At 38.9% G+C, this 25,845-nt stretch carries 22 protein-coding genes and 2 pseudogenes; 12 read left to right on the top strand and 12 right to left on the bottom strand.

All coding sequences use genetic code 11. The annotated features are described in order from the left end of the window. Positions 1–65 precede the first annotated feature (65 nt). Positions 66–1,052, top strand: a pseudogene (locus tag BHC51_RS10965) (helix-turn-helix domain-containing protein). A gap of 209 nt (positions 1,053–1,261) precedes the next feature. Here BHC51_RS10965 and rfbC read toward each other — a convergent pair. The 3 genes from rfbC to rfbB all read right to left on the bottom strand — a co-directional run bounded on the left by rfbC (position 1,262) and on the right by rfbB (position 3,907). Next, positions 1,262–1,849, bottom strand: a complete 588-nt coding sequence (gene rfbC, locus BHC51_RS10970; RefSeq protein ID WP_100154009.1) for a dTDP-4-dehydrorhamnose 3,5-epimerase — start codon at positions 1,847–1,849, stop codon at positions 1,262–1,264. A 2-nt stretch (positions 1,850–1,851) separates the two neighbouring features. After that, positions 1,852–2,742: a glucose-1-phosphate thymidylyltransferase RfbA gene (gene rfbA / locus BHC51_RS10975; protein ID WP_100154010.1), complete on the bottom strand. Its 891-nt coding sequence runs from the start codon at positions 2,740–2,742 to the stop codon at positions 1,852–1,854. A 76-nt stretch (positions 2,743–2,818) separates the two neighbouring features. Continuing rightward, on the bottom strand, positions 2,819–3,907 hold the full coding sequence (gene rfbB, locus BHC51_RS10980; protein ID WP_373885694.1) for a dTDP-glucose 4,6-dehydratase: 1,089 nt from the start codon (positions 3,905–3,907) through the stop codon (positions 2,819–2,821). A 265-nt stretch (positions 3,908–4,172) separates the two neighbouring features. On the opposite strand from rfbB, the gene BHC51_RS10985 reads away from it, so the two are divergent. After that, positions 4,173–5,219, top strand: a complete 1,047-nt coding sequence (locus tag BHC51_RS10985) for a hypothetical protein (protein ID WP_100154012.1) — start codon at positions 4,173–4,175, stop codon at positions 5,217–5,219. A 120-nt stretch (positions 5,220–5,339) separates the two neighbouring features. Next, positions 5,340–6,405, top strand: a pseudogene (locus BHC51_RS10990) (IS481 family transposase). Between the two features lie 71 nt (positions 6,406–6,476). Here the strand turns inward: BHC51_RS10990 and BHC51_RS13415 are convergent. The 4 genes from BHC51_RS13415 to BHC51_RS11005 form a co-directional block, all read right to left on the bottom strand. Beyond that, positions 6,477–6,704 carry an integrase core domain-containing protein gene (locus tag BHC51_RS13415; RefSeq protein WP_100154036.1) on the bottom strand — a complete coding sequence of 76 codons (228 nt, stop codon included), beginning with the start codon at positions 6,702–6,704 and terminating at the stop codon, positions 6,477–6,479. Positions 6,705–6,953: 249 nt separating this feature from the next. Then, positions 6,954–7,253, bottom strand: a complete 300-nt coding sequence (locus BHC51_RS12535; RefSeq protein WP_143558844.1) for a transposase — start codon at positions 7,251–7,253, stop codon at positions 6,954–6,956. Positions 7,254–7,288: 35 nt separating this feature from the next. Next, positions 7,289–7,522 carry a transposase gene (locus tag BHC51_RS13420; RefSeq protein ID WP_100154013.1) on the bottom strand — a complete coding sequence of 78 codons (234 nt, stop codon included), beginning with the start codon at positions 7,520–7,522 and terminating at the stop codon, positions 7,289–7,291. Positions 7,523–7,992: 470 nt separating this feature from the next. Then, positions 7,993–8,985 (bottom strand): hypothetical protein, encoded by a 993-nt coding sequence (locus BHC51_RS11005; protein WP_100154014.1) that lies wholly within the window; start codon positions 8,983–8,985, stop codon positions 7,993–7,995. Between the two features lie 502 nt (positions 8,986–9,487). On the opposite strand from BHC51_RS11005, the gene msbA reads away from it, so the two are divergent. Next, positions 9,488–11,269, top strand: a complete 1,782-nt coding sequence (msbA, locus tag BHC51_RS11010; RefSeq protein WP_100154015.1) for a lipid A export permease/ATP-binding protein MsbA — start codon at positions 9,488–9,490, stop codon at positions 11,267–11,269. Positions 11,270–11,634: 365 nt separating this feature from the next. Here msbA and BHC51_RS11015 read toward each other — a convergent pair whose 3' ends face one another. Next, complete coding sequence (locus BHC51_RS11015; RefSeq protein ID WP_100100529.1) at positions 11,635–12,678, bottom strand: hypothetical protein; 1,044 nt, start codon at positions 12,676–12,678, stop codon at positions 11,635–11,637. A 204-nt stretch (positions 12,679–12,882) separates the two neighbouring features. Between BHC51_RS11015 and BHC51_RS11020 the strand changes: the two genes are divergently transcribed. The 4 genes from BHC51_RS11020 to BHC51_RS11035 are packed head-to-tail and all read left to right on the top strand — an operon-like array spanning position 12,883 to position 16,414. Continuing rightward, positions 12,883–13,734, top strand: a complete 852-nt coding sequence (locus tag BHC51_RS11020; RefSeq protein ID WP_100154016.1) for a glycosyltransferase family 25 protein — start codon at positions 12,883–12,885, stop codon at positions 13,732–13,734. A 33-nt stretch (positions 13,735–13,767) separates the two neighbouring features. After that, positions 13,768–14,562 (top strand): putative nucleotide-diphospho-sugar transferase, encoded by a 795-nt coding sequence (locus BHC51_RS11025; RefSeq protein WP_218966409.1) that lies wholly within the window; start codon positions 13,768–13,770, stop codon positions 14,560–14,562. Between the two features lie 21 nt (positions 14,563–14,583). Continuing rightward, positions 14,584–15,387 carry a glycosyltransferase family 25 protein gene (locus BHC51_RS11030; protein WP_051608443.1) on the top strand — a complete coding sequence of 268 codons (804 nt, stop codon included), beginning with the start codon at positions 14,584–14,586 and terminating at the stop codon, positions 15,385–15,387. A gap of 4 nt (positions 15,388–15,391) precedes the next feature. After that, positions 15,392–16,414, top strand: coding sequence for a glycosyltransferase family 2 protein (locus BHC51_RS11035; RefSeq protein WP_143558845.1), 1,023 nt, complete (start codon positions 15,392–15,394; stop codon positions 16,412–16,414). A gap of 12 nt (positions 16,415–16,426) precedes the next feature. Here BHC51_RS11035 and BHC51_RS11040 read toward each other — a convergent pair whose 3' ends face one another. After that, the gene (locus tag BHC51_RS11040) at positions 16,427–17,038 is read right to left on the bottom strand and encodes a hypothetical protein (RefSeq protein ID WP_100154018.1); all 612 of its coding nucleotides are present in this window, start codon (positions 17,036–17,038) and stop codon (positions 16,427–16,429) included. Next, entirely contained in the window at positions 17,014–17,760 is a 747-nt protein-coding gene (locus BHC51_RS11045) for a glycosyltransferase (RefSeq protein ID WP_100154019.1), read from the bottom strand. The genes BHC51_RS11040 and BHC51_RS11045 overlap by 25 nt, the downstream gene beginning before the upstream one ends. A gap of 341 nt (positions 17,761–18,101) precedes the next feature. On the opposite strand from BHC51_RS11045, the gene sstT reads away from it, so the two are divergent. Together sstT and BHC51_RS11055 are read left to right on the top strand one after the other, a co-directional pair. Then, positions 18,102–19,337, top strand: a complete 1,236-nt coding sequence (sstT, locus tag BHC51_RS11050) for a serine/threonine transporter SstT (RefSeq protein WP_100100523.1) — start codon at positions 18,102–18,104, stop codon at positions 19,335–19,337. Positions 19,338–20,039: 702 nt separating this feature from the next. After that, a complete protein-coding gene (locus BHC51_RS11055) occupies positions 20,040–20,936 on the top strand; it encodes a glycosyl transferase (RefSeq protein WP_100123076.1) in 897 nt (298 codons plus the stop codon). 178 nt (positions 20,937–21,114) lie between these two features. Here BHC51_RS11055 and BHC51_RS11060 read toward each other — a convergent pair whose 3' ends face one another. Then, a complete protein-coding gene (locus BHC51_RS11060) occupies positions 21,115–23,295 on the bottom strand; it encodes a primosomal protein N' (RefSeq protein ID WP_100154038.1) in 2,181 nt (726 codons plus the stop codon). Between the two features lie 245 nt (positions 23,296–23,540). Between BHC51_RS11060 and pyrB the strand changes: the two genes are divergently transcribed. Continuing rightward, on the top strand, positions 23,541–24,482 hold the full coding sequence (gene pyrB, locus BHC51_RS11065) for an aspartate carbamoyltransferase (protein WP_100123075.1): 942 nt from the start codon (positions 23,541–23,543) through the stop codon (positions 24,480–24,482). Between the two features lie 7 nt (positions 24,483–24,489). Continuing rightward, positions 24,490–24,948, top strand: a complete 459-nt coding sequence (gene pyrI, locus BHC51_RS11070; protein ID WP_100100594.1) for an aspartate carbamoyltransferase regulatory subunit — start codon at positions 24,490–24,492, stop codon at positions 24,946–24,948. Between the two features lie 24 nt (positions 24,949–24,972). Here pyrI and fghA read toward each other — a convergent pair whose 3' ends face one another. Then, a complete protein-coding gene (gene fghA / locus BHC51_RS11075; RefSeq protein WP_445081789.1) occupies positions 24,973–25,806 on the bottom strand; it encodes an S-formylglutathione hydrolase in 834 nt (277 codons plus the stop codon). Positions 25,807–25,845 lie beyond the last annotated feature (39 nt).

Below are 25,845 nucleotides of genomic sequence, written 5' to 3' on the forward strand. Positions count from 1 at the left end.
ATTTGTAGTAGTCTTTATTTAATCTGACATTTAGTGTATTTTAAACCAATAGTGTAGTGTCAGTAATGAATCAATCTGCAAAAATAATTAAACCAAAATTAGGGCTGTTACAACTCGCTAAACAGTTAGGTAATGTTCAGCAAGCCTGTAAAGTCTTGGGGTATAGTCGCGACAGCTATTATCGCTTTAAAAAACTCTAGGAACAGGGTGGAGAATTAACTCTTCAGAAAATAAGTCGCAAAAATCTATAGAGAAAAATCGCGTAGAGCCTCATATTGAGTAGGCTGTAGTGAATATGGCTTATGAATTTCCTGCTTATGAGCAACATCGGGTAACTAATCAGCTACGCTTGCAAGGAATAATAGTCTCTGACAGTGGTATACGTTCAATCTGGTTACGCCACGATTTAGAATGCTTCAAAAAAGGCTGATCGCTCTGGAAATAAAAGTAGTTCAGGAAGGGCTGGTGTTAACAGATGGCTAGCTCTAGGCTTTAGAGAAAGCGAAAGCAGCGCAGGAGGCACAAGGTGAAATTGAGCCTCGGCATCCTGGTTACTAGTGTGCACAAGATACATATTATGTTGGTCATATCAAAGGGATTGGGAAAATATACCAACAAACGTTTATTGATACATATTCAAGACTGGCGTTAACTAAAGTATATACAGAGAAAAATAGTTTAGTTGCTGCGGAAATGTTCAATGATAAAGTGATACTATTTTTTGATAATGAGCAGGTAGTGTTTTTACGAATTCTGACGGATAGAGGAAGTGAATATAACGGTCATAAAGAGCGTCATGTCTACAATCTATATCTGAATTTGGAGGATATAGAGCATAAGAAAACAAAAGCCTACAGTCCGCAAACGAATGGTATGAGCGGTTCCATAAGAAGACGATGAAGGCCGAATGTTATGAAATTATGTTTAGACGTAAAATACATACAGAACAGACAGAGATACGACAAGATATTGAGTTTTGGCTAGAGTTTTACAATCGAGAAAGAGCACATTCAGGGAAATGCTGTTATGGTAAGCCACCTTGGCAAACTTGAGTAGAGACAAAAGGGCTAGCTAAAGAAAAAGTAGCTAGAGAATTTATTTTACTCATCAGACAGTCATTGTGTTAGAACGAATGCTGATGAGTAGATAGTTTATGTCAGATTAAGTTTGAGCTAGTACATTTTATGAAATATGTGGGTGTGCAAAACTAAATTCCCAAATAAAAGTTATAATTTAATTATTTAGAAACTTAATTACGCAATTAGCATATATGGTTAATAATATTAATGTTTTTTTGGAATTCTTTAAAATTTGGTGCCTGATTATCTTTTTCTGTCTGATGTACAATTATACTATCATCTAATGGCCAGTCTATGAGTAAATCTGGATCATTCCATAATAAACTACGTTCACATTCTTTGGAGTAGTAGTTTGTTGTTTTATATAGAAACTGAGTATTATCTTCCAAAGCAATAAACCCATGTGCGAATCCTGCAGGAATCCAAAACTGTCGATGATTCTTTTCTGACAATTCGACTCCTACCCACTGACCAAATGTTGGTGAAGCTGCTCGTATATCTACAGCAACATCCCAGGCTCTACCACTAACTACACGTACCAGTTTACCTTGTGCAAATGGATTAAGCTGATAATGTAATCCTCGGATTACACCACGATGCGAAATTGAGTGATTATCCTGTACAAAATTTACAACAGGTTGATTATGTGCGGTAAGAATGGAATTAAATGTTCTTTGGTTAAAGCTTTCCATAAACCAGCCACGATTATCTGCAAAAATTTTCGGTTCTAAAATAAGCAGGTCTTTTATCTTCGTCTCAATAACATTCATATTTATGCTTTCTTGGAAAACTCATTGTATATTTTTAATAAGTATTGGCCATAATTTGTTTTTTGAAAAAGTTTGCCTCGTGTAAATAATTGATCTAAGTTGATCCAGCGATTATTAAAAGCAATTTCCTCAAGTGAAGCTATTTTTAGCCCCTGTCTTTTTTCAATTGTTTGGACAAAAGAGCTGGCTTCAATCAGGGAGTCATGGGTACCAGTATCCAGCCATGCAAAGCCACGTCCTAGTATTTCAACATCCAGCAGTTTTTCTTTCAAGTAGACATTATTAACATCAGTAATTTCTAGTTCTCCTCTTGCAGATGGAGAAATATTTTTTGCTATCTCAATGACATCATTATCATAAAAGTAGAGTCCTGTTACAGCATAGTTTGATTTTGCTTTAACTGGTTTTTCTTCTATAGATAATGCCTTTCCAGTTGTATCAAATTCAACAACGCCAAAACGTTCTGGATCGTTAACATAATATCCGAATACTGTAGCACCTTTTTCTTGTTTTGCTGCATGTTGTAATTGTATGCCGAAACTTTGCCCATAAAAAATATTATCACCTAGAATAAGCGTCACATTATCCTGACCAATAAATTCTTCTCCCAATATAAAAGCTTGTGCCAACCCATCTGGGGATGGTTGTATTTTGTAGACTAATTCAATCCCAAGATGGCTACCATCACCTAATAGTTTTTTGAAATTAGGTAAATCCTCCGGTGTAGAAATAATCATGATTTCTCTAATTCCTGCTAGCATAAGCACAGAAAGAGGATAGTAAATCATTGGTTTATCATATATCGGTAAAAGCTGTTTAGACACTCCCATCGTGATTGGATAAAGCCGAGTTCCAGAACCTCCTGCTAGAATAATGCCTTTTCGTTTAGTCATTCTATTTGTTCCTTACAATAAATTTTATTCAGATTAGCTTTTAGATTGTTTTGCTGTTTGCTATGATGATCTTTCATCATGATTGATATTGCTTTTGAATCCATTTCTGATATTCCCCAGTCAAAATGCGATTTACCCATTCCTGATTGTTTAAATACCAAAGAACGGTTTTGCGTAAGCCTGATTGAAAACTTTCTTGTGGTACCCAGTTTAAATCCCGTTTGATTTTTGTGGCATCAATAGCATAACGGACATCATGTCCCGGCCGGTCTGGAATAAATGTGATTAACTCTTTGTAAGACGTTATCCCAAATGTTTTATTGGGAACTAGCTCATCTAAAAGGCTACATATATCTTTCACAACATCAATGTTTTTTTGTTCATTGTGTCCCCCGATATTATAAGTTTCTCCTGCTTTTGCTTTTGTCACTACTACATATAAAGCACGTGCATGATCTTCAACGTATAACCAGTCACGGATTTGCTCTCCATTCCCGTATACCGGAAGTTTTTTTCCTTGCATAGCATTAAGAATTGTTAATGGGATTAATTTTTCTGGAAAATGATAAGGTCCATAATTATTCGAACAATTAGTGATGATAACAGGTAGCCCATAAGTTCGGTACCAAGCTCGAACTAAATGATCAGAGCTTGCTTTACTGGCTGAGTAAGGAGAGCTTGGTGCGTATGGTGTGACCTCAGTAAATAATTCTGTTGCTGAGTTATTTAAGTCGCCATACACTTCATCGGTTGAAATATGATGGAAGCGAAATAAACTCTGTTTTTCTTTTGATAAGCTATTCCAGTAATGACGGCTAGCTTCCAGCAATTGAAAAGTTCCCACAATATTGGTCTGGATAAACTCGGCAGAGCTGGAAATTGAACGATCAACATGCGATTCCGCAGCCAGATGCATTACTGCATCTGGCTGAAAGTTATTAAACAACTGTATTAAATGATTTTTATCGCAGATGTCAGCTTGGCAAAAGTGATAACGTGGATTATTTGCTACAGCTGCTAAGGACTCAAGATTACCGGCATAGGTTAATTTGTCAACATTTAGAATATTATGCTTAGTTTCATTGATTAGATATCTGATAACGGCAGAACCAATAAATCCTGCTCCTCCAGTAATAAGGATATTCATAAAATTGCATTCAGAAATTGGAAAACATAGTATTTTATATTATAAAATTTGTTTTTTTATAAAAATTTTTAAACGAAATATAAGAAAGTATAGTCTGTTTTTATATGCAAATTAATGTTAAAATAATTATATTTTTATTCTATTTTATGTTAATAATTGATTATTTACAATTCTTGATTGGTCGTCTTTTATATAAATGTGTTGGTTATCTAGCCTAGTTTAAATGTAGATTTATATTATATAATCGCTTTATGAATTCATTTAGGCAGACAAGGTATATTTGATGAAAAAAACAATTATTTTGGGTATGCCTAAGAGTCGTAATATTTACCAGCAGATTCAAAAAAATCTTGAATTCTATGGATTTGAGGTAATATATATTGATAATTATCCGGAATATATCAAGTATTTTAAATATCAAAATTTGAAAGAGCGTTTATATACTGTGATGCAAAAGTTATTTTTTGGAAATTTTTCATATAAAGAAGAGTTAAAAGAAAAATTATTATTGTCTAACTCACGAGCATTGCTAGCTGAAAAAAAATACGATTATGCTATTATTATTCGTCCTGATCTATATCCGGTGAAACTATTGCAGTTGCTGAAAGAGTTTACCAGAAAAAGATTTATTGCTTATCAGTGGGATGGTTTAGGACGTATGCCATGTACTAAGGAGACAATAAATTTATTTGATAAATTTTATATTTTTGATGCTTATGATTTAGTTGACAAGAACTATCAGGATTATGAGTTGACAGGAATAACTAATTTCTATTTTGATATGTATCAGCCAGAGCCAGTAAAGCACACTGGGACAATAGCTTATTTCGTTGGTACACATGTTCCTGAGCGTGTTGCTGATATTGAATATTGTGCTGGTGAACTAGTAAAAAATGGTATTCAGTTAAAATTTATTATTCCGACAAGTAATAGAAAAAAAATCAATCAATATCAGCATCCTCATTTAATTACTTTTGGAGAGGAAAATTCAATTAATTTTTCGGAAAATATTAAAATATTGAATGAAATAGATATTATTGTAGATTTTGTTAATCCTATGCACCATGGTTTATCTTTTAGAGTTTTTGAATCCTTGTATTATCAGAAAAAATTAATTACTAATAATGAGGCGATCTGTCAGTATGATTTTTATCATCCTGATAATATCCTTATTTGGCGTAAAGAAGATCTTTCTCAAAAAATTCAGAGTTTTTTAGTTAAACCCTATCAACCAATAGATAATCAGATTGTAAAAAAGTATGGATTTGGTAACTGGATAAAGAATATTCTAGACTTATCTCCATACGAAAAAATAAAATTGCCTCTTTAAGTTTAATTTTATGATTGTTCTGACTGAATTTAATGAATAAATAAGGTATTACCGAATCTGTAGTAATCTTTATTTAATCTGACATTTAGTATATTTTAAACCAACAATGGAGTGTCAGTAATGAATCAATCTGCAAAAATAATCAAACCAAAATTAGGTCTTTTAGAACTCACTAAACAGTTAGGTAACGTTCAGCAAGCCTGTAAAGTCCTGGGATATTAGTCGCGATAGCTATTATCGCTTCAAAAAACTCTATGAACAGAGCGGAGAATTAGCTCTTCAGGAAATAAGTTGCAAAAATCTATAGAGAAAAATCACGTAGAGCTTCATATTGAGCAGGTTGTAGTTGATATGGCTTATGAATTTCCAGTTTATGGGTAACATTGGGTAGCTAATCAGCTACGTCTGCAAGGAATAATGGTCTCTGGTAATAGTGTACGTTCAATCTGGTTACGCCATGATTTAGAAAGCTTCAAAAAAGGCTGATCGCTCTGGAAGCAAAAGTAGCTCAGGAAGGGCTGGTGTTAACCGAAAGCCAGCTACAGGCATTAGAGAAAGCGAAAACAGCGCGAGAGGCACAGGGTGAAATTGAACTCCGGCATCCTGGTTACTTATGTGCACAAGATACATATTATGTTGGTCATATCAAAGGGATTGGGAAAATATACCAACAAACGTTTATTGATACATATTCAAGACTGGCGCTAGCTAAAGTATATACAGAGAAAAATAGTTTAGTTGCTGCGGAAATGCTCAATGATAAAGTGATACTATTTTTTGATAATGAGCAGGTAGTGCTTTTACGAATTCTGACGGATAGAGGAAGTGAATATAACGGTCATAAAGAGCGTCATGTCTACGATCTATATCTGAATTTGGAGGATATAGAGCATAAGAAAACAAAAGCCTACAGTCCGCAAACGAATGGTATATGTGAGAGGTTCCATAAGAAGACGATGAAGACCGAATGTTATGAAATTATGTTTAGACGTAAAATATATACAGAACAGACAGAGATACAACAAGATATTGAGCTTTGGCTAGAGTTTTTCAATCGGGAAAGAGCACATTCAGGGAAATGCTGTTATGGTAAGCTACTTTGGCAAACTTGGCTAAAGAAAAGCAGTTAGAGAATTTATTTTACTCATCAGACAGTGATTGTGTTAGAACGAAGGCCGATGAGTAGGTAATTTATGTCAGATTAAGTTCGAGCTAGTAAAAAATGCCCTTTATTTAGTACTTAATTTACTTAGAAAATTACGCTACTTGTTTTCGGGTTTTATATTCACTCTGCGTGATATCATTTAATGCTTCATGAGGTCTTTCTGTGTTATAAATGGTTAGCCATTCTTCGGTTACCTTTCTTGCCTGTTCCAGATTATTAAATAGATATAAATCCAGTACCTCTGTGCGATAGGTGCGATTAAATCGTTCAATATAGCCGTTTCGATATGTGCTGCCTGCTTGAATATAATCTATGGTTATACCATATGATTTTGCCTAGTCGATGAATATTTTCCGGTAAATTCCGGTCCGTTATCTACTCGTATTTTGAGTGGATAGCCATGATATTCGGCCAGTTTATCCAGATAACAGGTAACCCTGCCAGCCGGTAAACTGACCGCAATATCAATACCTAATGCCTCACGATTAAAGTCATCAATGACATTGAAGTTCTAAACTTGTGTTGATTACGACTGCTGTCACTCATAAAATCCATTGATCAACATTCATCTAGCTTATTCGGTATTGATAGTTTTTCTGGGCTTCGCGGAGGAATACGTTGTTTACCTTTACCCTGAGATTAAGCTTTAACTGGCAATATATTCGATAAATACGTTTATGATTCCAGTTATAGCCTAGCTTTTTAATACGATTAAAACACTTAGGAAAGCCCCAGCGTAAATGCTTATCTGTGATAACACTGAGTACCGATACAATCACCGAATCATCCGGTAATTTAGGTTGATAATAGTAAGCACAGCGAACAATAGCGCAGCTCATGGCAATAGTAACAGAATGATTTTCTTGCAATTGCACAGCCCAGACTTTACGTGCTTGAGTTGGTTCTATAGCTTTTTTATGATTTCCTCCTGAAGCTGAGATTTTAAACTCAGTTCAGCAAACATCTGCTTAAGCCTACGATTTTCAGCTTCCAGTTCTTTTAAGCGTTTAATATCTGAGGTTTCCATACCATCGTATTTATCACGCCATTTATAGAAAGTTGAATTGCCGATGCCATATTTACGGCAAAGTTCTTTGACGGGGATATTGGCTTCAGCTTCTTTTAAAATAGCTATGATCTAATGTTCAGACATTTTTTTCATGTTTAAATCCCCTGTGGGTTAATAAAGAGAATTTTCTACGTTGAGGCTGTACTATTTTAGGGAGTAGTTACACTTTGCTTGTAGTTCGATACCGAAGCTTTACGTATCATCATCGGCACTATTAAGCCTTTTTATAATTTTAACATAAATAAGAAATTTTACACTTAACTAGGCAAGCATCCGTTTAAACTTAAGATTTTTAATCTCTAACCCATCCAAATGTTTTTTAGTTGAGTTTTTTATATTACAATATTCTTTTCGCCATCTATAAAAATTAAATTGTCCATGCACTATTTAGGTACAGCCACTAGAACCAAAACCCCTAGCTTTGGCTTGTCATAGTATTGATACGACTTAGTATTCAGTCGTTTTGTTCATATTTGAATCCTTTGCGAGCTAATTGAGAGAATAGTCTGCTTTAGAGTTGTATTATTTTAGACAGGTTATTATAAAACTTTCTTTATCCAGTTTTTGAAGCTATATTTTTCTATAATATGAGTATCTATTTGGATAAATGGTTTTGCAAGGAATTCCTGTATTTCATCTAGATTTCTTTCATCCCAAATAAGTATGTTATTTGGGTGGTAGAAATCATAATATTGAACGTGTGTGTTAGTAGTAATCAGTTTTTTCTGATAATAGAGTGCCTCAAAATGTCGAAATGACAAGCCGTTGTGCCCGTCAATAACAAAGTCAACCAGGATATCTGCTGAATTGACATACTTTAAATTATCATAGTAGGAGAGTCGGTTTTGCTTCCCAAAGGTAATGTATTTTGATTTGTAACATTTAATATCCTTAGGCTTGCTTGTAGGTATAATAAATCTGATATCTACTCCATTTTCAGCTAGTTTTTGGGCGCAATATTCTATTGCGGCAACGCGGCAGACCTGATGGTCTCCGACGTAGTAAGCCAGAGGTTTGTTATTTTTAACGTGATATGGCTGTACCATATCAAAATAAAAATTGGTAATGCTACGCAGTTGATAATTTTGGTAGTCAGGATTAGTTAAATCGGTATGATCGAAAATAAAAAACTGATCAAATAGATGAATGATATCTTTTACTGGAAAGCGATTTAATCCATCCCATTGATAGCCAATAAATTTGTTTGTGGTGTGTCGTTTTAATAATGCTAGTACTTTCTGTGGATAAATATCTGGACGAATGACTAATGTATATTCATAGTAGTTATTTGCAAGAAGTTTTTGTGCTTTATGTAAACTTTGTTTTGCTTTCAGTTTCGCTTTATATGTGTTATTTCTGGAAATATGTTTATGAAAAAATTGGTATATACGTTCCCAAAGGTTGTTGTATTTGAATTTTAAGATACTGTCTATACGAGTTACTTCATATCCATGAAATTGAAGATTTTTTTCAATTAATTCTACTATGCCGTTGCTTGGCGGCATGGCTAATATTATGGTTTTACGGGTCATGCAATGAAACAAATTAGAGATTAACAACAAATTAAAGCAACTTATTCTAAATGTTTAGGCAAGTTTTAATCAATATTGATTGACTATTTTATATGTTAATTTATATTGGTTTGTTTAGATTAATTTTCAGACTGAACCCAGTTTATAGCTCATTGGCTGTGGGAATATAAAGTTTAAACACGTGTTTAATAAATATTAAACCGTAGTCAATCGGCATGCAGACGTGCTATCTTTATATTGGTTATGGCTACACGAGGTTATCATTTTCTTTTAAGTATTTCATGCAGGTTGTTTTCGATTTGATAGAATACGGCTAGTGTATAGTCTTGAGGGTTTTATATTCAAGATGTGGTTTTAGTCTAGGTATTTGCTTAATGCAATAGATTTGCACTGTGCTTATGTGAGCAAATAGCTAAGTAATTTGATAAGCACGCTTTTTTATCATGTTTCGTATTTTAATTAATATGAACTTTTTTAGATATTTGATTGTTCTGGGTAACGAATGAAAAAAAGTAAAGAAACCAATGCTTATTCACCGCAGAATCTGTATAAAAGACTGTTTCCATACATGCGCGGACTGGTAAAGTTTTTCTTTATTTCCGTATTGGCAATGGTGGTTGTAGGCGTAACTGGCCCTCTTTTTGCTTATCTGCTGAAACCGATTATTGATAATGGTTTTGTTGATAAAAATATTGAGGCTATGAAATGGGTGCCATTTGAAATTGTAGGTTTATTTATCTTTCGTGGTATCGCCAACTATATTAATGAATATACCAGTGCTTATATTTCTAATCAGATGGTTCAGGTAATTCAGCGTGATTTGTTTGCCAAGATGATGATGCTACCGGTTAATTACTATCAGGAAAATAGCCGTGGTCGTATGATGTCGCGCATTACCAATGATGCTAAAGGTATAACGGCGGCTGGTTTTGATGTGATTACTGTTTTTGCTAAAGATGGTGTTACGGTTCTGGGACTTCTCATTTGGTTGTTTTATCTTGACTGGCAATTAACTCTGGTTACTTTTGTTACGATTCCGTTGATTGCCTGGTGTGTCAGGGTTATTAATAAACGTATCCGGCGTTTGGTGGCAAGAAGTCAGAATGATCTTGGTCAGGTTATGCAGATTTTGTCTGAGTCTATTGATGGTACACGGGTTGTGCGTATTTATGGCGGACAACACTATGAACAGAGTCGCTTGGAAAAGACAAATCGGGCATTACGCAGTCTGGCCGTGCGACGGCAGTCGTATACTTCAATTGGTAGTGCGGTAACCCAGTTGCTAATTGCTACGTCATTATCGATTATTCTATATGCTGCTGCTAAAAGAGCCAGTCATGCAGGTTTTACTGCTGGTGATTTTATGTCTTTTCTATCGGCAATGTTAATGATGTTCGATCCGTTAAAACGGATTACCAATATGTCTAGTGTTTTACAGACTGGATTGATGGCTGCTGACAGTGTATTCCGTTTTCTGGATGTACCTGAAGAAAAAAATCAAGGTACAAAACAATTGGCTTCACCTATTGGTGACATTGTTTTTCAGGATGTGAGCTTGCGTTATCAGCAGTCAGATAAGAATGCAGTTGATCATTTAAATCTAACGATTAAACAGGGCAGTGTCGTAGCACTGGTAGGGGAATCGGGTTGTGGCAAAACTTCTACGGTAAATTTGATTCCGCGGTTTTATGATGTAACTAGTGGACGGCTGAGCATAGGTGGAATTGATGTAGAGGATTTTGAACTGAAAAACCTTCGCTCTCAGATGGCATTGGTTAGTCAGGATGTGGTTTTGTTTAATGATACGATTGCCAATAATATTGCTTATGGTTCCCCGCAGGCAACAGAAGCCGATATTATTCAGGCAGCTAAAGCAGCTAATGCCTGGTCGTTTATTTGCAGTATGCCACAAGGTTTGAAGACTGAAGTGGGTGATCAGGGAATGAAGCTTTCAGGTGGTCAGCGGCAGCGTTTGGCTATTGCACGAGCTTTGTTAAAAGATGCACCTATTCTGATTCTGGATGAGGCTACTAGTGCGCTAGATACTGAATCTGAACGATTAGTACAATCAGCACTGGAAACTTTGATGAAAAATCGGACGACGATTGTGATTGCACATCGGCTTTCGACGATTGAAAATGCTGATAATATTGTGGTGATGCATCAGGGTAGGATTGTAGAGCAAGGCAAACATGAGGCTTTGCTTGCAAAAAATGGTCGTTATGCTTTTTTACATCGTATGCAGTTTGGCGAAAACCGAAATTCAACCGAAGATACTTTATAGAAGTAATCATATCAGATTAGTTGTGATATTTTGGGGTATGTAAAATTTTGAGCTAACGTTTGATGAGTTAAGGATATATGTTTTAATGGTTTGGAAGCATATCTAAATGGAAAAACTGTTAAGGTTATTACTATGTAGTAAGATCGTAGTTGAATAACTGTATATATTTTTTTAAATTATTTTTTCAAAAAATAATTTATTTTTCTGATCAGTCTGTTGGATTTACAGTAGCAGGATTCTGTATGAGTAGATATACTGCTACTGTAAATTAGCACTCTGTATTGTATGATTGTTATGATCAGCGTAGAAAATTGTGCTTGAAAGCAATATTCTGAATCTAGACTGGATATCTATCGGAATGTAGGTTAATCCAGTATATGTTTAATCCAGCTTGCAAAACTGTATTTTTGCACAATGTCTGATTTTATGTTTACCAGTGGTTTTTTCAGAAAGTTTGCGATTTGCTCTAAGTCTTCTGCTTGCTTCCAGATAAAGATGTTGTTTGGATGGTAAAAATCATAATGTTTTATTTGTGGATTATTAGTGATTAATTTCTTTTGATAATATAAGGCTTCAAATATACGGAAGGATAAACCATTATGTATGGGATTGACGATATCAATGAGTATATCTGCCGTATTAACATGTTGTAAGTTGTTTTCAAAAGTAATATTTTCTGGAATAAATTGGATCTGTCTGCATGAATACAAAGCAGCTTTATTGGCTTCAGATGGGCGAAATTTGATATTGAAATTTAAATTAACGCCATTTTGTATAAGTGCATTGGCACAAGTTTCGATAGCAGCAATACGGCTGTCTACATGTAATCCAACAAAATAGGCAATGAGGCCGGTATGTGGTACTGCTTGCGGCTGGTACATGTCAAAATAAAAATTACTGATCCCACTGAGATGGTACTGGCTATATTCTGGATTGTTCAGATCTGTAGGGTCGAATACAAAAAAACGGTCAAATAAATCTACAGTAGGAAGAGTTTTAGGAAATCTTTTGATTCCATTCCATTGATAACCCACAAATTTTAATTTTGTATGATTTTTCAGTAACTGTAAAGTCGGTAGGGAAAACAGATCGGGGCGAATAACCAGAGTATAGTCATAAAGATTATTACCAAGAGTACTCTGAATATTTTCCTGCAATTTCTGGTTATATATCTGTTCTTTCAGATGGGATTTGTAGGAATAGTCTGACAGAAAAATTTTCCGAGCAGAGTGGATCAGGTGGGTTTTCAGACTGGGATAGTGAAAATTGGCATCAATCTGTTTTTTCAGTTTTTCTGAGGTGCTGTCAATAAAAGTAACGTTGAAATTGTGATATTCTAAATGGCTTTTAATGGCGCTGGCAAAGTCGCTGTAGCTAGACATAGCCAGAATAATAGTAGGTTGCGACATTGTTAAATTAACTTCGTGGGATTCAGTGTTTTAAAAAATTATGTGATTAAAATAGAATAGGGTGCCGTATTGTGTGAATACTGATATTTTAGCAGGATATGTTACTAAATTGTGTCTGAATGCAAGATTTATCAGTTAATGGTAAAGCTGTTTTTAGTTATAATTTATGAATGATATATGGTTAAAGTGTATGGTGCTGAATAAATGCTCAAAACTTTTTTAATTAATCTGGATCGCCGTCCAGATAGATTAACGTTTGTTAAACAACAGTTGGAAAATCTGGATATTGCCTTTGAAAGAGTAAATGCAATTGATGGTAGTAGCTTAACTGATGAGCAGAAAGCATTTTTTAATCAGAAAAGATTCGCACTGGAATGTAAGCGCAAGGTAGTAAAAGGAGAGATTGGCTGTGCTTTATCTCATCTGGCAGTATGGCAGCGAATTGTAGCTGAAAATATACCTTATGCTTTGATTTTGGAAGATGATGTCCAGCTTAAACCTGAGCTGGCTTCTTTGCTGGCTGATAAAAAGAATTATGAGTCATTTGATTTTTTGAATCTGACTTTAAAAAAACCTTTTTATGATATTGATGCTACAGATATTAATCTTTGTGTTACCCAGCAGCAATTTATTCGTCCTCAATTCTGGCAATTGTTTAAGCGCAGGTCGTGGCGCTTCATGGAAAGTAAAGCGATTGTCAGGTGGAAGATTTTTCGTTTGCATACTTTGAGTAATGGGATGATTGCTTGTGAATGTGATATTGCGCCGTCATTAGCCTGTTGTTATATTGTATCTTTGCATGGGGCTAGAAGTATGCTTTTGGCAAGTAAAAATCTTTTTTATCCTATTGATAAGATTTGGCATTATAGTGGTGGCCGGTTAAAAGAGGCATTTATGGTTGAACCACTAGCCTCTCAGTCACTGGATTCAGATATTCCCCACCGTGTGCGTTTTAGATTGACTTTATGGCAGAAATTCAAGAGATTTTTTGTTAAGGGGCGACATTGGCAGCGCCGATTCGATGTTGTACGTATGTATGGCTGGACGCGATTATAATGAATACATTGGTAATGTGAGAGAATAGTAATAATGGTTAAACTTAGTAGGGAATATGCATGGCGCGCCAGGAATCGCCGTGTTGTGGTTCCACTGGCTGAGGTGGTTAGTGATGACATGAAAGCTTCAGCAGATGATGGTGTAACGGTTGTAGCGTATCATACTGATGATGAGTTTTATACTCATGAAGCTAAACGTATGTGTGCCTCAGCTGAGCGCTTGGATATCAGGGTTAAAACAACAACGATCCCGAATCAGGGGGGCTGGGAAGCCAATACATCATTTAAGTCGGCTTATTTGCTGCGTGAACGGGATTTGGTCAATGGTCCTATGCTTTATGTAGATGTTGATGCGGTTTTCCATGTTTCTCCGTTAAAGTATTTGGCTGGGCTAGATTGTGATATGGCGGTTTATTATGATTTGGGTGATGGTCATTTAGTTTCTGCAACTCTGTTTTTGCAGGATACGGATGCTGTAAGGCATTTATTGGCTGAATGGAATCGGCAGTGTATAGCCCATCCTGAAATATGGGATCAGGAGGTATTGCAGTCTGTCATCGCTGCTGATCAGGCTTCGGCTCAGCCTCGTTATAAAGTTGTTCACTTGCCGGTTGGCTTTTGCTGGATTTTTGATCGTGAAGACAATTTACGGGCGCCAAAACAGCAAGTTTACATTGAACAATTACAGGCTGCACGAATGGTTCATGAAAATCTGAGAACAAGGGGAAAGTTATTTTCAATTCGTAAAAGCAAAGTACAACGTCGCATGGATCGGATACGCGAGATTGAGGATATTCTATTTCGGCACAGTTCTGATGTTTCTTTGTAATATCTGTGGTGAAGGAAACAGATGATTTCTGCTTTGGTAATTAATCTGGATCATTCTGCTGAGCGGTTGGAGTTTCAGTGTAAGCAGCTGGCTCATTTACAGATACCGATGCAGCGTCTGGCTGCTGTTAACAGTTCAGATATTCTGTCTGACAGATATGAACAACTGGCAAATGGCTGGGAACGTAAAATGCGCCCAGCTGAGGTAGCTTGTTTTTTGAGTCATAAGGTAGCATGGCAATATGTGTTGGATACTGCCAAGCCTTGGCTGATTCTTGAGGATGATGCGTTACTTTCTCATAACACTTTTGATGTTCTGGCGGCGTTATTTTCCCGAACAATTGAAGTGGATTATGTGAATCTGGAAACACGCCATCGGCGTAAATGGTTGAGTAAAGAAGCCGATACTCTTATTGCTGGCTATGAATTGCGTCAGTTATATCAGGATCGTACCGGTGCGGCTGCATATATTCTATTTCCCTCTGGTGCACAGAAATTGTTAAACAGAGCCCAACATTCAGCGCCAGCATTGGCAGATGCATTTTTGTGTCGTTCATATGAGTTAAATGCTTGGCAGGTTTATCCGGCTGCTGCGATTCAGTTAGATCAGTGTATTAATTATGGCTTGAGACCACCGGTTTCTTTTGTTTCGACGATAACACCACAGGACAATTTGAAACCACGGGCGAATAATGTTTATAGCAGTGTACGCTTTAAATGTCGCCGTTTAGCTGCACAAATTCGTATGGGATGGCGACAACTGTCAGTGTCGGGATGTGCACAACGTATGATGGTACCTATAATAAAAAGTGACTTTGAGGAATAGGTTTGTGGAGGGAATTAAGGATAGTTGTGCGGGTGCAGGTAGGATGGATTTAAGTATTCTGATTCCTGTATTTAATGTTGAATCTTATCTTTCTGAATTACTGGATACCTTATTGCCAGATTTGCCTCCTTTGATTGAAGTTATATTTTATGATGATTTTTCTCCGGATAATTCACTTGCTGTAATTCGAAAATATCAGTGCAGTTATCCAGAAGTAAATATTCGTGTGTTGTGTGGGCAGGAAAATCTAGGCATTACCAGAGTTCGCCAGTGTCTGTTACAGGCCAGCGATGCTGAATATATCTGGTTTATTGATTCGGATGATAGGGTTGAACGTCGGGCTGTTCAACAGATACAAGCTATTCTGAATCAATATCACCCTGATGTGGTGCTATTTGATTATGATGTGTTTTTTGATGGCAGTGGAAAAGTTAAATATCAAGAGCATTTGTCTATTTCGCCTGCAAATACTTTACTGCATCAGAAAAACGGGGAGTTGTACCGCCTTGCTATTATGGATGGTAAGCATTATTTCTGGAATAAGGTTTTCCGGCGTACTCTGGTGACAGATATGTGTCATTTTACTATTCCTGCCTATGAGGATATTGCGAATACACCGACAGTGCTGAATCAGTGTCAAACCTATTTTTATTATCCGCAGATTTTGGTGCATTATCGTATCTGGCCGGATTCTATTGTACAAAAAATGAGCCTGAAACAGGCTTATGGCATTGAGGCTTATTTGACACAGGCAAACTATGCTGATTCTGTGGTGGGCGATAAAAAATGTTGTGCCTATTTATTATATAAGGCTCACCTGTATTATTTGCGGTTGTGCCGTAAACTGACAAAAATGGATCTGTCTGACGAGGAAAGAGCGGCTATTTTGCTTTTGGCTAAGCAGTTATATGCGCGAAAAAGTTTGTCGACTTGTGCTACGGTCTCGTTATTGGTACGTACAGGTATGTGGAGCAAAGCGGCTAAACTGATGTTGAAATCAGGTTTAGCCAGATTTTCTGATAAATAAAACAGTTTTTGTTCAGACCGCGCTTATATTACCTGTGGTAATCCATTTATGTATTAGTTGCTTTTCGTCATCCCAGTTATGTCCGACCCAGCCCTCACTGGTAAAGTTATGAATATAAATCTTATTTCTGGGGTAATGCTGGCAGATATAATCAATGGCTAGCAGGCCTGTGCTAGGCTGACGAAAGCCTAATATATCAGCACAGTGCCGATAGGTGTCTGTGGGTATGGTGTTGATTTGATATTGATCCAGATGAGAATGTTTTACCCATTTGGGAAACCGCCAGAGATATTTTATCCGCTTGTGTAGGGGAATATTCTGATACCTGCTGGACCAGATATCTTCTTTGGAATAGCGGAAGAATATATGTGTATCTGGCTTAAAGAATTGATGTTTAATAGTGAGATGCCGGATTTGTGTGTAGCCATTGGCTATAAATACCCAGTCCGCCATGAGTGTGCAGTTTGGATTGGGGTTATTAAAGCGGACTACGATGTCGTCTTCATTAATCAGATGTGCAATGGAGTTCTGTTCGTCGGCATTACCGATGATGAAGAACTTACTGTGTTGTTGTACTGTTTTCATGGTGGAGGTGTTTTTTATTGCCAATAACTTTTTAGCCATGGAGCCGGTAGGATTTTACGGTACCATTTTCCGCCGCCTCCTTTGATGGCATCTGGTGGGTTAACTTCGCCATGAAAGACGATTATTTTGCCGTAATTCGGTTTTTCTGGTGGTTTCCATAGGGCATAAGGCATTTTTTTTAATACATTATATTTATAGCTCAGACACCAGTTATTCGGCCAGTAACGAAGTTGATGGTTTTCACGCACATACCAAGATAAGAATGCCTGCTCATGGCGAAATTGCTGCCGGATGTGTTGAAAATGTTTACGGAAATAATCCATTAAATCTGGTAATGCACCAATCTGAAACCGATATACTGAGCTGTTGCCAACCTTTCGCCATGGCTTTTTCCAGTCACGGATAATCCATACTTCGTCATCTTGATTGGCAGGATGTGTGAAGAAGCAGTCAATGTTATCAATAATAACAATGTCAATATCAAGAAACAGAGCTGTGCCCTGCAATCCATATAGGTTGGCGCTGAATGTGGTGAGTTTATTCCAGCCACGTTCAGGTAGGTCATTGGGCAAGTCTAAAGGTATCAGTGGATAACACTGAATGGCTGGGTCAATGCCTTTGCTATCATCGGTCAGGCAAATCATGGTAAATGGGAGCGTCAGATGGCGTTTTACCATGCTATAGAGGCGATTAACGTATTCGGCGCCATATTTCTGTCCCCATTTCATACATAGGATGTAATTTTGTACAGGTTTGTCCATTATTTATTGTATCTGGGCGGTTCTGGATGGTGAAGTATAGCATTTTAAATTTTTGTGCTGTTTGAGCTGTTTAATTTATATTAATAAATATCTGATATTTTTTAACTGTTTCTAGCTGTTTTGCTGATTATTCGTTGTTTTAGGCCGGTTTAATGCTAAACTTGTTATCTTGCCGGTAAGCTGAAATGGTTTTCTGTTAAGGTTTAGTGGCGCTGTGAGGTTGGATTGAAACGGGTTTTATGGGGCATGATTTACTACTGGTGAATTTGTGTGTTTGGCCGGGTGATTTTTAAAATCTGTTTTTGAATATGTTTGTATCCGGTTATAACCAAGGATTGTGAATGAAGAAGCTTTTATGGGTATTGTTTAAGAGTAATCTGATTGTACGCATGCTGGTATGTATGATTATTGGTGCATTTATTGCAGCCTTTTTACCGCAGTATGGAGTGAAACTGGAGTTTCTGGGTAGGGTATTTATTCAGGCTTTGCGTGCGGCTGCACCTATTCTGGTTTTTGTGTTGGTGATATCTTCTATTGTTAATAATAAGTTTGATAATGTTTCCAGTATTAAATCGGTAGCTTGGTTATATGCGGTTACTGTTCTGATCTCTGCGGTATTGGCTTCAACTGTAAGTTATTTGTATCCGTTGCATCTGGTAATGGATGTACCGCCAATATCAGAGAAACCACCGGAAGGTGTGGCAGAGATTCTTATGAATATTATCCTTAAGTTTGTGGATAATCCGGTTGATGCGTTGGCAAATGGTAATTTCCTAAGTATTCTGGCATGGTCTACAGCACTGGGTATTGCTTTACGCCAGAGTAGTGAGGCAACTAAATCAGTTATCAAAAACTGGTCGGATGCGACTATCTGGGTAGTTCGTCTGGTGGTGGCTATTGCTCCTTATGGTGTGTTGGGGTTGGTTGCTTCGCACTTTACCAGTGATGGTCTGGCCAAATTAAAAAATTATTTGGAGCTGATCGGAGTATTACTGGGTTTGATGGTATTTGTGGCGCTGGTGATCAATCCGCTGATTGTGTTCCTGAATTTTCGCAAAAATCCTTATCCGCTGGTATTTACCTGCTTGCGCTATAGTGGGATTACGGCGTTCTTTACCCGTAGTTCGGCAGCCAATATTCCAGTAAATATCCGTCTAGCTCAGCGTATGCAATTGCCGGAAGAAATTTATTCGCTGTCTATCCCGCTGGGAGTGACGATGAGTATGAATGGGGCGGCAATCACTATTACGACGTTAACAATGGCTACTGTGCATACTTTAGGTATGGATGTCAGCTTTATTCAAACATTATTGCTGAGTATTCTGGCTACAGTTTGTGCTCTTGGTGCTTCTGGTGTACCGGGTGGTTCGCTGCTGTTAATTCCTGTTGCATGTAGTATGTTTGGTATTGATCCAGCTATAGCTGCTCAGGTGGTGGCAATCGGGTTTGTAATCAGCGAAATTCAGGATTCTGCCGAGACGGTTTTGAACTCTTCCAGTGATATGTTGTTTACTTCAGTAGTGTCGTTGAAGCAGCAAGGCAGGGATCCGAGTAAAATTGAGTTGTTGCCCGAATAAATCTGTATCAGGACTATTTGTGAAACCGTTGTGTACTCTGACAGCGGTTCTTTTGTATCGGAATGGAATTTATTTGTTTTTAGGTGTAAAACGGATTGGTTCGGCTTTGTTGTGTATTTTAATACAGAGAATTTTTAGTTATACCTGTTTCATACTAAATCTGGTATCACAGCGAGACATCGGTAATGCTATGGTTATACAGGATATACTGTTTCAGATACTGATGGCTGAATAGTTAGCCAAATCATTGTATATGTTTTATTTAAATATGGTAACTGTAGTAATAGGTGATAAAACATGTTAGATGCGATCATTCAAGTGTAATTGGTATTGGAGCTGGTGTGCAATAACTGATAGGCATAATTTGTGGGCTGTGGGGCATCATAAATTATGAAGGAATGCTGTATGTGTACAACCAGATAGGATGATGATTGTTAACTATATTAAGATATAGACAGATTAATCAAGAGTTATCATATTTTTGAGGCTATGACTGATATGGTTGGTAAGGGTAATGTAGCAGAATGATGTGGAGAAATAACTGATATATATATGAATTAAGTTTGGCTGATTTTTATAAAGTTAAATGTATTACTTGTTTTTTATCAAGTGATATTTGATTAATGTTATCATTTAACTCGGTATCTTTTGCGTTAGTATTACAATGATATTTATTTTGTAAGCAAAATCGGGAGTTTATGCATGAGCAACGATGTTATTAAGGTTTTTGTGGGCTGTGACCCCAATAACTGTGATCTGGAACAGATGATGGTGGTGGATTACAGTATCCATAAGCATACGTCGCGGCCGGTAGAAATTGTCTGGATGCAATTGAGTCATGATCCAGATAGTCCTTGGTACTCAGATCCAAAATCTGGCGCAGGCTGGCATACTGAAAAGTGGGCGACGCCGTTTTCTGGCTTCCGCTGGGGTATTCCTGCTGCCTGTGATTATCAGGGACGTGCCATTTATATGGATGCAGATATGATTGTTCTGGCTGACTTGGCTGAGTTATGGGAGCATCCTATTGAGGGTGAAGCAATCGTTGCGGCTAAGGAAGTGCATGATCATGCTAAGGGTAAACGTTTTACCCGTTTATGTACCTGTGTCTGGGATTGTGCTAAGGCACAAGCTAAATTGCCTGAACAGGCTACTTTGCGTGCTGACCCTGATTCACACAAGAAAATGATGGCTAAATTTAAGCAGCATCCGGAATGGGTGCAGGCTTATACTGCGGCTTGGAATTGTGTTGATGGCGAAGGTATGCCGATTGAGCAGATGAAAATTCTGCACTATTCAGATATGGGTACGCAGTTCAGTCATAAATACTCAATTCCGCGTTTGACTGCCACTGGACAGAAACACTGGTTTGACAGTGATATTCTGCCACATCCGCGCAAGGATTTGGTTGAGCTGTTTGACCAGTATTATCAGGAAGCTTTGGATGCTGGCTATAAGCTGGAAAATTATGCTGTTAAACCTTTTGGTACTTTTCCTAAAGAATCGCAGGTTGGTTATGATGGTAATGAGGTTACGCGCCAGAAAAAACCAAAATCTTTGCTCTCGCGTATCTGGCATGGTCTGAGTGGTCGCAAATAAATTTTGAATTAAATATTAAATCTGGTTGTCGGCTGATATGGTTGATGACCAGATTTTTATTTTGTCCGAGATATGATAATTGTTGTGTACATGTCATTGGTTGGATAAACCGGTGTCACAATGTATAGACGCATAAATAATGCTGGAAGAAAGTTCTTATATATACAGAAGAATAAGACTACATTTCTAGCGGATCAACATCAATCAGCCAGCGTGTGCGTGGATAGATTTTTTCCAGATGCTGTAGCCAGCTTTGCCAGATGGAGATGCTGTGGTGCAGATCACGCCGGTTTTTACTTTCCAGAAATACCTGTGCCCGTTCGTAACCGGCCAGTCGTGCCATTAGCATCGGTACTGGCCCGAAAGCACTAACGCTAGCCGGTAATGGTTGTTGCTGCTCAATGCCCTGTAATGCCTGACGCAATAGTTCCTGTGCCTCGCGCATGGTTTTGGCATCGGCACGAATGGCTGCCATATAGCTGAACGGTGGCATGCCCATTTCCTGTCTTTCCGCTAGCTCGGCTGTGGCGAAAGTCACATAATTTTGTGCCGCCAGAGCCTGATAAACTTTGTGTTCAGGTTGTCGCGTTTGTACCCATACTTCACCACTGCAATCCGCACGGCCGGCACGGCCACTCACTTGCATTAGCTCGGCAAATAAACGTTCAGGTGCACGGAAATCTGCACTATAGAGGCTATTATCAGCATTTAATACCACTACCAAATTCAGATGGGGAAAGTCATGGCCTTTGGCCAGCATCTGGGTACCAACCAATACATCAACTTGCCGTTGCATGATTTTGCTATAGATTTCTGCCCAATCCTGCCGGTGTGTGGTACTGTCGCGATCTACGCGCAAAATGCGAGCATCGGGCAGTAAATGTTGCAGAGTTTCTTCAATCCGTTGTGTTCCTTGGCCAACAGCATTTAAATCCTGATTACCACATTCTGGACAACAGTAGGGGATGCGTTGGTGGAAATCACAGTGATGGCAGCGTAACTGACCGGCATGCTGATGTAAAACCATTTTAGCCGAACAGTTTGGACAACCAAATGTATGTCCACAGGCTGCACAAAATAATGCTGGAGCGAAGCCGCGCCGGTTCAGGTATACCATGCTTAAGCCGCCATGAATAAAATTGGTTTGTAGCTTTTGTTTGATGATATCGCTAAATCCGTTATCCAGTGGTAGCCGGCGAATATCCAGTAGATGAATCTGTGGCAATTGGGCGCTGGCATGGGCACGCTCACTCAGTTGGAGTAATTGGTAATCTCCCTGTTGGGTTTTGTACCAGCTTTCCAGTGATGGGGTGGCACTGCCCAGTACAATCGGACAACTTGTTTGCCGGGCGCGCCATACAGCCAGATCACGTGCCTGATAGCGGAGCTCACTTTCTTGCTTGAATGAGTAGTCATGTTCTTCATCGACAACGATTAATCCGAGATTGTGCATGGGGGTAAACACGGCCAGTCGTGTGCCAATCACTAACGCAGCCTGTCCCAGTGCAGCCTGAAGATAATTGCTGGTACGCTGACCAGCAGCAGTTTGGCTATGTAATACGGCAGTGACGGTATGCGGAAAGCGCTGACGTACGCGTTGCATTAATTGCGGTGTGAGGTTGATTTCCGGCAGCAGGAACAGAACTTGTTTGTCTTGCTGCAATACTTTGGCCATGATGTCGAAATAGACTTCGGTTTTACCACTGCCGGTAATGCCAAATAGCAAGAATGGTGCAAACTGGTTGTATTTGGCCTGTATTGATGTGCTGGCGTGCTGTTGTTGCTGATTAAGATGATGCTGACTAGCTGGAATGCTACCGCATGCCGGAACAGGTTTGGCCTCTATCCAGCCCTGTTGCTGCCACTGGTTGAGGTAATGCGCGGCCTGAGTATGTTTGGTCTTGAGCTGTTGCAGTGTGACTGGTGCTGATTGCAGACATTGCCATACAGCATGCTGTTTGTGAAAACGTGCCGGTGGTGGTGGTTGGAGGCGGCCACTGGTACTGAGCGTATACATCATCTCCTGACGTGGTAATGGTACCGCTGCCGGCTGGCGCAGACCTTTGGGTAGGGCTGCCATGACTGCCTGTCCAAGCGGATAATGATAATAGCGGGCAGTAAAACTGAGTAAGGCACGCCAGCCTGCGGGTAATTGCCAGCCGTCGGAGAATACGGTTTCAATTGGCAGTATTTTACTGATATCAATTTCTGGCTGTACATTGCTTTCCCATACAACTGCTGCCATCAGCCGCTTGCGAAAACGCACCGCCACGCGTGTACCTGCCGGCAAGGCTGTAGGGTGGGCGTAGGTAAGCAATGAGTATAGGGGCACGTTTAGTGCCAGTTGATGATAAATCAATGTATGTTGAAATAAAAATACTATGAACTGTTTATTGTAACTCAAAGTGGCTGGCTTTTATCATTGCGCTGTTTATGCGATAATTTGTACCAGTTTATACGGGATTAATATGTGATGTGGATGCTTGCAGCAGGCTTTATATACTGTCTAGGAAAGATGTTGCATGAAAGTAGTTAATTACCGTATATATGCCCGTTTCTGAACGGGTTTTTTTATGCCTATTGATAAATGCTGAAGGTTAAATTATGGCTAATCCGCTGTATCGCCAACATTTTATTTCTATTAATGATTTATCTACTGCACAGCTGGAATTTTTGCTGGCGCTTGCTTTGCAGTTAAAACAGCAGCCACAGGCTGATTTATTGAATGGGCGTTTGATTGGGTCGTGCTTTTTCGAACCATCAACCCGTACCCGATTATCGTTTGAAACGGCTATCCAGCGGTTAGGTGGTAAGGTTATCGGTTTTGCCGATGGCGCCAATACCAGTGCTAAAAAAGGGGAAACGCTGGCTGATACGGCACGAATTATCAGTAATTATGCAGATGCAATTGTGATGCGCCATCCGAAGGATGGTGCGGCACGTGTGGTGAGTGAATTTGCTCATGTACCGGTGATTAATGCGGGCGATGGAACCAATCAGCATCCTTCGCAAACGTTGCTTGATTTGGTTACGATATGTGAAACTCAGGGGTGTTTGCAGAATTTAAAAATTGCTTTGGTGGGCGATTTGAAATATGGTCGTACGGTACATTCACTGGCACAGGCACTCAGCCGTTGGGGCTGTGAATTTACTTTTGTTTCTCCGCCAACGTTGGCTATGCCTGCCTATATCTGTGAACAACTGGATGATAACGGTGTGGTCTATCAACCTTGCGATAGTCTAGAAGAGGCGCTGGCATGGGCAGATGTTCTGTATATGACCCGTATTCAGCGTGAACGTTTTGATGAGCAGGAATTTGCCAGAATCAGTGGCCACTTTAGTCTGTGTGCTGCTATGCTGAAACAGGCTAAACCGAATATGCGTATTCTGCATCCTTTGCCGCGAGTGGATGAGATTCATGCAGATGTCGATAATAGTCCTCATGCCTATTACTTTCAGCAGGCCAATAATGGTATGTATGCGCGTCAGGCTATTCTGGCAGCAATTCTGAATGAACATATTGAAGCAGTCAGTGCAAAAGGATAAATAAATGATGAATCAGACCAAGCTGAGTGTTGAGGCCATAAAAGACGGCACAGTGATTGATCACATTCCGGTAGGGCAGGGGCTGACTATTTTGCGCCAGTTCAGGTTACTGCATTCTGGTAATGCGGTCACTGTGGGTTTTAATCTGAGCAGTCAGTCCGGCGGCAGCAAGGATATTATTAAAATATCCGGCCAGTTTCTTGATGATGCGGCTGCCAACCGTCTGGCTCTGTTTGCGCCACAGGCTACAGTTAATGATATTGAAAATTTTCGTGTGGTGCGCAAACGTACACTTATTTTGCCAGAAAACATCACAGAAGTATTTCGTTGTCCTAACAGCAATTGTGCTAGTCATGGTGAACCGGTACAGAGTCGCTTTTCTGTGCGGATCAGCCATGGAGAAACACGTTTACGCTGTCATTATTGCGAAAAAACGTTTGCGCGCGAATCGGTGGTTGAAGCCTAGTTGTTAATCTGCTGAATTGTTTGTTTATAATCCAAATGCTTCGGCATGAAAGTTAATGTGGCTTTCGATAAAGGTGTGAACAAAATAGTAACTGTGATCGTAGTTTTCGCGGAGGTGATAACGGATATTGACTCCTTTGATTTTGGCTGCTTGAATGAAATCTTGTGGATGTAATTGTGCCGGATAATATTCATCTGCACTGCCCTGATCAATAAGAATGGGTAATAAAGGCGGATGTTGAGTGATCAGCTTGGTACTATCGTATGCTGCCCAATCTGCCTGATTACTTCCTAGATAGGCGGTGAATGCTTCTTGTCCCCAGACTCCGGCACTCGGATGGGCAATGGGGGCGAATGCTGATGCTGCAAGATAACGATGAGGGTTTTTTAAAGCAATCATCAAAGCACCATGACCACCCATGCTGTGTCCGCATAGGCTGCGCTGCTCATTGACTGGAAAATACTTTTCGATAAGTTCGGGCAGTTCTGTCACCACATAATCATACATCTGATAATGTTGTGCCCATGGTTGTTGCGTGGCATTAACATAAAATCCGGCACCTTGCCCCAGACTGTAGATATTTGCATCGGCTACATCCGTACCACGTGGGCTGGTGTCTGGCATAACCAGTACTATGCCCCATTCTGCCGCAAAACGCTGTGCGCCACTTTTAGCGGAAAAATTTTCATCGGTACAGGTTAAGCCACTCAGACAGTACAGTACGGGTAATCGATAACCCTGTAAGGCGCGTGATGGCAAGTATACGGAAAAAGTCATGTTGCACTGGTTGTAGCGACTGTAATGCTGATAGCGCCGTTGTTCGCCGTTAAACAGTTTGTGGGTGGCAAGTTGTGTGATATCAGCCATATGGGTTTATCCGTATTGGGTTGATGAAAT

The sequence above is a fragment of the Snodgrassella alvi genome, assembly GCF_002777745.1.
Taxonomy (GTDB): Bacteria; Pseudomonadota; Gammaproteobacteria; order Burkholderiales; family Neisseriaceae; genus Snodgrassella; species Snodgrassella alvi_D.

Bases quoted from the DNA above. Each gene is read 5' to 3' on its own strand.
- rfbC (WP_100154009.1), bottom strand. From the start codon at position 1,849: ATGAATGTTATTGAGACGAAGATAAAAGACCTGCTTATTTTAGAACCG.
- rfbA (WP_100154010.1), bottom strand. From the start codon at position 2,742: ATGACTAAACGAAAAGGCATTATTCTAGCAGGAGGTTCTGGAACTCGG.
- BHC51_RS10985 (WP_100154012.1), top strand. From the start codon at position 4,173: ATGAAAAAAACAATTATTTTGGGTATGCCTAAGAGTCGTAATATTTAC.
- BHC51_RS11005 (WP_100154014.1), bottom strand. From the start codon at position 8,985: ATGACCCGTAAAACCATAATATTAGCCATGCCGCCAAGCAACGGCATA.
- msbA (WP_100154015.1), top strand. From the start codon at position 9,488: ATGAAAAAAAGTAAAGAAACCAATGCTTATTCACCGCAGAATCTGTAT.
- BHC51_RS11015 (WP_100100529.1), bottom strand. From the start codon at position 12,678: ATGTCGCAACCTACTATTATTCTGGCTATGTCTAGCTACAGCGACTTT.
- BHC51_RS11020 (WP_100154016.1), top strand. From the start codon at position 12,883: ATGCTCAAAACTTTTTTAATTAATCTGGATCGCCGTCCAGATAGATTA.
- BHC51_RS11025 (WP_218966409.1), top strand. From the start codon at position 13,768: ATGGTTAAACTTAGTAGGGAATATGCATGGCGCGCCAGGAATCGCCGT.
- BHC51_RS11030 (WP_051608443.1), top strand. From the start codon at position 14,584: ATGATTTCTGCTTTGGTAATTAATCTGGATCATTCTGCTGAGCGGTTG.
- BHC51_RS11040 (WP_100154018.1), bottom strand. From the start codon at position 17,038: ATGGCTAAAAAGTTATTGGCAATAAAAAACACCTCCACCATGAAAACA.
- BHC51_RS11045 (WP_100154019.1), bottom strand. From the start codon at position 17,760: ATGGACAAACCTGTACAAAATTACATCCTATGTATGAAATGGGGACAG.
- sstT (WP_100100523.1), top strand. From the start codon at position 18,102: ATGAAGAAGCTTTTATGGGTATTGTTTAAGAGTAATCTGATTGTACGC.
- BHC51_RS11055 (WP_100123076.1), top strand. From the start codon at position 20,040: ATGAGCAACGATGTTATTAAGGTTTTTGTGGGCTGTGACCCCAATAAC.
- pyrB (WP_100123075.1), top strand. From the start codon at position 23,541: ATGGCTAATCCGCTGTATCGCCAACATTTTATTTCTATTAATGATTTA.
- pyrI (WP_100100594.1), top strand. From the start codon at position 24,490: ATGAATCAGACCAAGCTGAGTGTTGAGGCCATAAAAGACGGCACAGTG.